We start from the raw sequence: 7,076 nt of genomic DNA on the forward strand, positions 1-7,076 counted from the left end.
GTTTCATTAAGCTTTGCAAAATCATTAGTGCAAATGGGAAACCAGACTTCTTTTGACACATCCCATCAACCATGATATCTTGCCTGTGAGCTTGATGTTCGATTGCCTATGTGCCATGCCACGAATATCTTTATAAAACTGCCGAAATTGGATACCACAAGATGAGTTTTCTGGAACAATGCAACAAAGAGAATATTCATAACCGCAATATCGATATATCGACGTATGCCTGGGATGCCGACCACGTCCTTTTGGTCGGAGAACTGAAGGAGCAGCGATATGTTGGCTTTATCAACAATTTTGGTGAGCAGATAGATCCAGGCATCTATCACCATATGAAAATTGAGTTACTGATTAACACCAAAACCATGACCATCAAAGATCTGGCCGTGTCCTTGCCCCGGGTCCCACGTGACGATTGTCCGGCTATGGTTACCAGCCTCGATCAGATAAAAGGCATGAATATCACCAGCGGTTTTTCATCTAAAATCAGAAAGATGGTTGGCGGCAACAAAGGCTGTGTACATTTGAATACCCTGCTGCTTGCCATGGCACCGGCGGCTGTCCAAGGCGCGTGGATAAACAATTCGTGGCACAAAGAATCATCCAAACAGCCGGCTCCGAAAATAGGCAACCCCCTGGTCGATTCCTGTTGGGCATGGCGAAAAAATGGGCCTCTGGTGGCTGGACTGGGTATAAAGGTCGGCAAATAGCCCGATCAGAAAAAATATCCCCAGCGGAGGATGAATCAGTCATTTGGGAATAGAAATGGTCGAAGCGGGTAGCGATTTTCTCAAAGCCCGAATGCCCGTTGATGAACGGACCCGCCAGCCTTCAGGGATCCTGCATGGCGGGGTATCGGTTGTTCTCGCCGATTCGTTGGCCTCCTTTCTATAAATTTGTCTCGTGGTTGAAGTCGATGCCAAGGCGTGCCATCTTTTTGTAGAGCGCGGTACGATGAATTCCAAGCATGCGTGAAGTGAGGGCCCGATTTCCCCCTGCTGCCTGGAGGGACGATAAGATGGCAGTACGTTCGGCTTGATCGAGTTGTTCTGCCAATGTCCCTGAAATTCCGGCTGTGCTCCGCCCTTTGGTGAGTGTCGAAGGCAGATGATGCGGTGCTATTGTCTGCCCTTGAGCTTTCCATGTCATCTGTCGCATAATGCCTCGCAATTCTCGTACATTTCCGGGCCAGTTATGCTGCGTCAGAATCTGTATAGCCTCCTCGGATATTTTCAGCATCGGCAACTGTTCTCGACGGGAAACTTCCGCCAGGAAGTGCCTGGCTAACAGAGGTATGTCTTCCGGTCGTGACCTGAGTGGAGGAATCTCAATCGGGAACTCGTTGATGCGATAATAAAGATCACTGCGGAACTTTCCTGCTTTTGTAAGGGTAAACAGATCACAGTTTGTCGCGGTTACCAGACGAAATTCGACAGGCAGAGGGGTCGTGCCGCCAAGGCGATCTATCTTGCGTTCCTCGAGGACGCGGAGGAGTTTGGCCTGGCTTTCGAGGGGCAACTCTCCCACTTCGTCCAAAAAGAGAGTCCCGCCGCATGCAAGTTCAAATTTTCCTGGTTTCCCTTTTTTCTTTGCGCCGCTAAAGGCTCCCTCTTCATAACCAAACAACTCTGATTCAATCAGATCACGGGGAATGGCACCGCAGTTAATTGCAATGAAAGGCCCTATATTTTTATTTTTATTTGAGGCCTCATGGATGGCTTGCGCGAAGAGTTCCTTGCCCGTTCCGCTTTCTCCCAGGATGAGAACCGTAGCAGAAGAATCTGCGATACGGCGTGCCTGTGCGATAAGACCCAACATAACCGGGTTATTTGTGAGGATATTCTCAAAGGTGTAGAGCTGGCCTCGTATCTCGTCCAGCAAGGTTTCGTAGCGTTCGACCTGCAACTCAACGGTACGTACCCTGCTCGCCAGTTTCTCCAGTTGCTCGGTGTTCTGGAACAGGATTTTTCCGACGGCGCCGATCACTCTATTATCTTTTTTGATAGGGAGATTGACAGTGACCTTTGTCTTGCCCTGTAGGTCGACAATCTGCGCATTATCAGCAATACCGGTACGCGCCACCTCTGATAAACGACTGGCAGGAGCAAAGGATGACAGCGCGATTCCTGCACCCTCCCCTATCTTGAGATTTAGCCATCGTTCATTTTCAGCGCTGAGAAATGTCACTTTGCCTTTTGTGTCGACAACAGTCAGACCCTCATAAGGATTATTGAGTACCATTCGAACCATTTCTTCATTGGTGGATGATTCTCCGTAAGGACCCAATAGCTGCTCCGCCATTCTGAGCCGCCTAAAAATCAGTATCTCAGCACTCTGTCTGCCTTCCGCCTGAACAAACCAGTCACTCTCCCAGAAAACCCATTCCCCCGGACCCAGACGATATAATTCTTCCGGCAGTTGACAACCATCGTTGAGTTTCAGATTTTCAGGCAAAAAAAGGTCCGGGCTTAGGGCGGTAACTCGACCGTTTTTGTCGAAGAAAACGATCCCGCACCTGCAATAGTCGGCTTTTCGGACCAAGGTTGTTGCTGAGAGTGTATCCATTGATCGACATGTCTCCTTCTGGGTGCACTTTGATGAAGGTCTATTTTATGGCGTATTCGAGCTGTACATGTATACGTTCGTCTACAGCTACAAAATATAGCAAATCGCACCTCATTTGCACACAGAATAATAATTACTATATATCAATAACTTACACTTATTCTTGCGCTTTAGTTGGTTTGGCACGATTGCTGAAACAGTGACTGTTCAATTGTCACGAATGCTATAGCCGTTCTGATAGCTGCGCTGATATATGAACTGGAGAAAGCGGCCCCCTTTCCAGGGAGTCTTAGGTGGTTAGCGGATAAGAGGAGCTATGGATGTTAATCGTTCCGGAAAATGAAATCGGTGCATGGTGATCACACTTCGGGAGGAGGCGATTGCCGGGGAGGTGTTTGCACGGGGTAGGCCTGGAAATTGTAGAGCCGCCATTGATTGCCCAGGGGGGTGAAGGAGGTGTTGCAGCTCTTCTCGGTTGTTGCTCTCAAGCCCAAGGCGATTATCGGTAATCATGGCGGAGTGGGTATGGAGGATACCCTTTTCCTCGACGAGACCGGTGTCCGCTCCCTTGCCTCGATCCCCCTGGAGCTGATCCCGGTCTGACAAAGGAGGCTTCCAGCCGCCAAGAAAGCCAGCCAGGGCAATATCGGTAGCGCCCTGGCGAGAAATGGGGTATCGTCAAGCTTGACAGCGTGGTGCTTGATGAGGAACACTCCCTGGTCTCCAAAGCACTCGGCTTGCGCTCCCCCTGAGATGCCTCGGCCATATCCACTACATAATAGCCTGGGGCGTACTCGGTGCGACAGAAAATTGTTCCCGGACCGCCCTCAAAGTAAGGAAGTGCTTTTAACCTCCGCGGTGGTCTTTTCTTTAAGGAGGCCATCCCACTGGAGGTAGAAGCCTGAAACAAAGGGGCTAACACAGATAAATCATCACGGGAAGAACTCCTATGAGATCTTCACTCATCGACATCTTTCACGATAACAAAACCGTCATCATTGCGGAGTGGACCAATGCGGTCAAAACGCAAATCAGCACCATGTACGCCAACCGGCCGGAAGATGAGATTATCGCAACAGTAACCGAGGCCTACGAAGCCTTTATATGTGCGTTATTCAATAATGATTTCAATCAAATTAATAGATTCATAGCAAAGATCACGCGAATGCGCCTGACGGCCGGATTTTCTCTTTCGGATGTCCAAATGGCCTTTGAGTTTTTCAGAAGTATTTCAATTCCCTTGCTCGTCAAAAAGACAACCAACGACGACTTGGAAGATGCCATTATAAGTATCAACCGTTGTTTAACCCATACCATCCATCGGTTCAGTGATCTGTTTCAATCCATGCAGCAGGAAAAAATTCTCAAGCAGAACCAGCTCCTGGAAGAACAGGTGCGCATTCGCACGGCGGAGTTGAAGGAATCACAGCAGAGGTATAAGATTTTAGTCGAGGAGATCAATGACGGATTTTTTGTCATTCACGATGAGGTCTTGGTCTTTGTAAATTCTGCGACCGCCTTGATGCACGGATACCAGCCTTCACAAATGATCGGCCAAAAATTTTGGGATTTCGTCGAGCCAAGGCACCGTAAAAGAGTCATGGCGTCCTATTATCGGAAATTAGAGACAGGGGATCATCTGCCGATGCTCGAATATTCGCGCATTACCCGTAATGGTCAAAGCTATCCCACCGAAATTTTCTCCAAGGTTACCGAATGGAACGGCAGACTCTCCGTCATCGGCATATGCCGCGACATCACCGCCCGCGTTCAGATGGAACAGAAAATTCGTGAATCGGAACGAATGGCCGACATCGGCCGCATGACGACTTCGCTTTCTCACGAGATACGCAATCCGCTCTCGGCGGTGCAGATGAATCTTCAGATTCTCAAAAAGAACCCTTTATTGAAGGGAAACGATCAAAAAAGAGTCGATATTTCCGTGAGAGAGGTGAAACGTCTTGAAAAAATTTTACAGGAACTGCTCGATTTTGCCAAACCCATCCAGTTGAATGTCAAGAAAGAATCTTTGAATGAGTTTCTGCTGTCTTCCATTGAACTGTTGGAGATGAAATTAGAATCGGAAAACATCATTCTGAAAACAGACCTGGACCCTAACATTCCCCTCATGCATATTGACGGACAACTGCTTATCCAGGCAGTCCTGAACCTGCTTTTAAACGCAGTCGAAGCCTCCACTGCGGGAAAGAAGATCCATCTGCGCAGCCAATATGACAGGGAACTCGGCGAAATGGTAGAAATTATCGTTTCCGATGAAGGTCCGGGAATACCTAAAAATATCATTGCGGAAATTTTCAAACCTTTTTTCACCACCAAGGTCAGGGGTACCGGGTTAGGTCTCAACAATGTCAAACGCATTGCCGAAGCCCACATGGGGAGCGTCGAGGTTCGCAATACATTTCCCTATGGCACCTGCTTTACCATATTGATCCCGGTGCAATAGGAGGAGAGTTCAATGAAGTTGAAAATCCTGCTGATCGATGATGAAGTATCCATCCTGGAAACCCTTGAAATGTTTTTCACTGAAAAAGGGTTTCAGGTGTTCAAGGCAGAAACGGGTGAAAAGGGGTTCGCACTGTTCTGTGAACATCTGCCGGATATTGTGATTATCGATATTCACCTGCCAGACAGCAATGGTCTGGAAATACTGAACCGGATTCAGAACGAAGGCCATCTCACCAAAGTGATCATGATCACCGCCTATCACGATATGGAAACCACCATTCAGGCGATGAAATTTGGTGCATTTGATTATATCCATAAACCGTTGGATGCGGATCTGGTTGAAGAGGCAATCCAGCGCGTCGTCAGCATGCTCGAGGCTGAGCGGTTGAAATTACTCGATCTTCCTAAACCGATGAACTCCGATCCGAATCTGATCGTCGGTAAAAGTGAGCAGATGCGAATGATTTTCAAAACCATCGGATTGGCCTGCCAGAAACGGACCACTGTTTTGATCCAGGGAGAAACCGGCACCGGGAAAGAAGTCGTTGCTCGGGTCATTCACCAGAACAGTCCCTCTAAAAATGAACCCTTTGTGACCCTTGATTGCAGTTCGGTGGTTCCAAGCCTTATTGAAAGCGAGTTGTTTGGACACATGGAAGGCTCTTTTACCGGCGCTAGCCGCACCCAAAAGGGCAAAATCGAGCTTGCCGGAAACGGTACCCTGTTCCTCGATGAAATTGGAGAACTGGCCTATGAAGATCAGGGCAAACTGCTGGGATTTCTCCAGCGGCAAGAATACATGCGCTTAGGCGGCCAGGAGACGCTGAAATCCAACTGTCGAATTCTCGCCGCCACCAATCGCGACCTGTTCAGCATGGTCAATAAACAAGAGTTCAGGCAAGATCTTTTTTACCGCCTTCGGGTGGTCATCATTCAATTGCCGCCGCTGAGGGAGCGACTTTCGGATATCGACGAATTGGTCAATCACTTTCTCCAGAAAATCAATCTCAAATTAAATTCTCAGGTCCTGCATGTGCAAAATGGCGTTCTTGATCGATTAAAGGCTCATCAATGGCCGGGGAATGTGCGCGAACTTGAAAATGTGCTGATTGAAGCGGTTGTTCAAACCAGAGGCAGTGTTTTGCTGCTTGATGACATTGATAAAATCCTGTGCAAGTATCTTCAAACAGAAGGATCCGAGGGTGGAGTCCGTTCGTTGGACAACATGGAAAAGGAGCATATCAAAAAAACCTTGGATGCCTTGAACTGGAGACGCACTGAGGCGGCACAGTGTCTGAAAATTTCGATGCCCACACTGCGAAGCAAGATAAAAAAATATAATATCAAACCATCACTTGGCGAGTCGTCACTTTGATCGTCAAAACCGGATGAAGGCCCTGCCTTCTTATCCCGGGCAACCGGAAATCAACAAGCCAACCTTTATGCCTGGAGAACTTTGCCGATGATCAGTATTAACCTTTCGGGACCAATTATCCATAACCAACCGAAAGGAATAAACAATGGCCTGCCACAATGGCAGTAGCCAGTTCGATCTGGCAATGGAACCGCTAATTACAAATGGTTTCGCTCGAAGCGGGTGCTGAATCTTGCCGTGGCAGAGATTTACGTGATTGGTGTGAGGACTGCCCACCACCGGGAAGTGCTTGGCGCTCCGGTGAGATTGTCCGAACATGAGGGGCATTGGCGGGAATTTCTTGGCAGCTTGAAAGGCAGGAGACTCCACGGCGTCAAACTGTTCATCTCCGATGCCCATTAAGGACTGATGGCGGCGAGAAACACCATCTCCCCAACCGTACCCTGGTAGCTTGCCAGTTCCATATGAAGCAACCAGTGACCGAACGAATCCGAGTAATTTTCACTGCCTGAGGGTTTGGTGACGAGTCCTCCAAATCTCTGCGCTACTACCGCCATAAACCTGGAACCCGATTGGACCGATGAATTTACTGAACGAAAATTGCTTTATAGTCCTTTGTTCTAGGTCGCCTGGCAGAAAATCCAGTCCAAAGTCTACTTATGGGAAT

7 protein-coding genes and 1 pseudogene are annotated in these 7,076 nt (G+C 48.3%); 6 read left to right on the plus strand and 2 right to left on the minus strand.

Translation table 11 applies throughout. The features are described from left to right. Positions 1 to 161: 161 nt before the first annotated feature. Both ACYQ8U_RS22175 and ACYQ8U_RS22180 read left to right on the plus strand, forming a co-directional pair. Positions 162 to 713: a DUF2889 domain-containing protein gene (locus ACYQ8U_RS22175; RefSeq protein WP_459947748.1), complete on the plus strand. Its 552-nt coding sequence runs from the start codon at positions 162 to 164 to the stop codon at positions 711 to 713. 34 nt (positions 714 to 747) lie between these two features. Next, positions 748 to 888: pseudogene (locus ACYQ8U_RS22180) on the plus strand (hotdog fold thioesterase); the annotation flags it as partial. A 3-nt stretch (positions 889 to 891) separates the two neighbouring features. Here ACYQ8U_RS22180 and ACYQ8U_RS22185 read toward each other — a convergent pair. After that, positions 892 to 2,304 carry a sigma-54 interaction domain-containing protein gene (locus tag ACYQ8U_RS22185; RefSeq protein WP_459947749.1) on the minus strand — a complete coding sequence of 471 codons (1,413 nt, stop codon included), beginning with the start codon at positions 2,302 to 2,304 and terminating at the stop codon, positions 892 to 894. Between the two features lie 720 nt (positions 2,305 to 3,024). On the opposite strand from ACYQ8U_RS22185, the gene ACYQ8U_RS22190 reads away from it, so the two are divergent. The 4 genes from ACYQ8U_RS22190 to ACYQ8U_RS22205 all read left to right on the plus strand — a co-directional run bounded on the left by ACYQ8U_RS22190 (position 3,025) and on the right by ACYQ8U_RS22205 (position 6,811). Next, positions 3,025 to 3,171, plus strand: coding sequence for a hypothetical protein (locus tag ACYQ8U_RS22190; RefSeq protein ID WP_459947750.1), 147 nt, complete (start codon positions 3,025 to 3,027; stop codon positions 3,169 to 3,171). A 346-nt stretch (positions 3,172 to 3,517) separates the two neighbouring features. Further along, positions 3,518 to 5,032 carry a two-component system sensor histidine kinase NtrB gene (locus tag ACYQ8U_RS22195; protein ID WP_459947751.1) on the plus strand — a complete coding sequence of 505 codons (1,515 nt, stop codon included), beginning with the start codon at positions 3,518 to 3,520 and terminating at the stop codon, positions 5,030 to 5,032. Positions 5,033 to 5,044: 12 nt separating this feature from the next. Beyond that, on the plus strand, positions 5,045 to 6,409 hold the full coding sequence (locus tag ACYQ8U_RS22200; protein WP_459947752.1) for a sigma-54-dependent transcriptional regulator: 1,365 nt from the start codon (positions 5,045 to 5,047) through the stop codon (positions 6,407 to 6,409). Positions 6,410 to 6,661: 252 nt separating this feature from the next. Then, a complete protein-coding gene (locus ACYQ8U_RS22205; RefSeq protein ID WP_459947753.1) occupies positions 6,662 to 6,811 on the plus strand; it encodes a transposase in 150 nt (49 codons plus the stop codon). Here the strand turns inward: ACYQ8U_RS22205 and ACYQ8U_RS22210 are convergent. Then, a complete protein-coding gene (locus ACYQ8U_RS22210) occupies positions 6,808 to 6,966 on the minus strand; it encodes a hypothetical protein (protein WP_459947754.1) in 159 nt (52 codons plus the stop codon). The genes ACYQ8U_RS22205 and ACYQ8U_RS22210 overlap by 4 nt on opposite strands. Positions 6,967 to 7,076: the final 110 nt, after the last annotated feature.

Source organism: Desulfocastanea catecholica (genome assembly GCF_054657295.1).

Excerpts from the sequence above, each read along its gene's own strand:
- ACYQ8U_RS22175 (WP_459947748.1), top strand. The coding sequence starts at position 162 with ATGAGTTTTCTGGAACAATGCAACAAAGAGAATATTCATAACCGCAAT.
- ACYQ8U_RS22185 (WP_459947749.1), bottom strand. The coding sequence starts at position 2,304 with ATGGCGGAGCAGCTATTGGGTCCTTACGGAGAATCATCCACCAATGAA.
- ACYQ8U_RS22195 (WP_459947751.1), top strand. The coding sequence starts at position 3,518 with ATGAGATCTTCACTCATCGACATCTTTCACGATAACAAAACCGTCATC.
- ACYQ8U_RS22200 (WP_459947752.1), top strand. The coding sequence starts at position 5,045 with ATGAAGTTGAAAATCCTGCTGATCGATGATGAAGTATCCATCCTGGAA.
- ACYQ8U_RS22210 (WP_459947754.1), bottom strand. The coding sequence starts at position 6,966 with ATGGCGGTAGTAGCGCAGAGATTTGGAGGACTCGTCACCAAACCCTCA.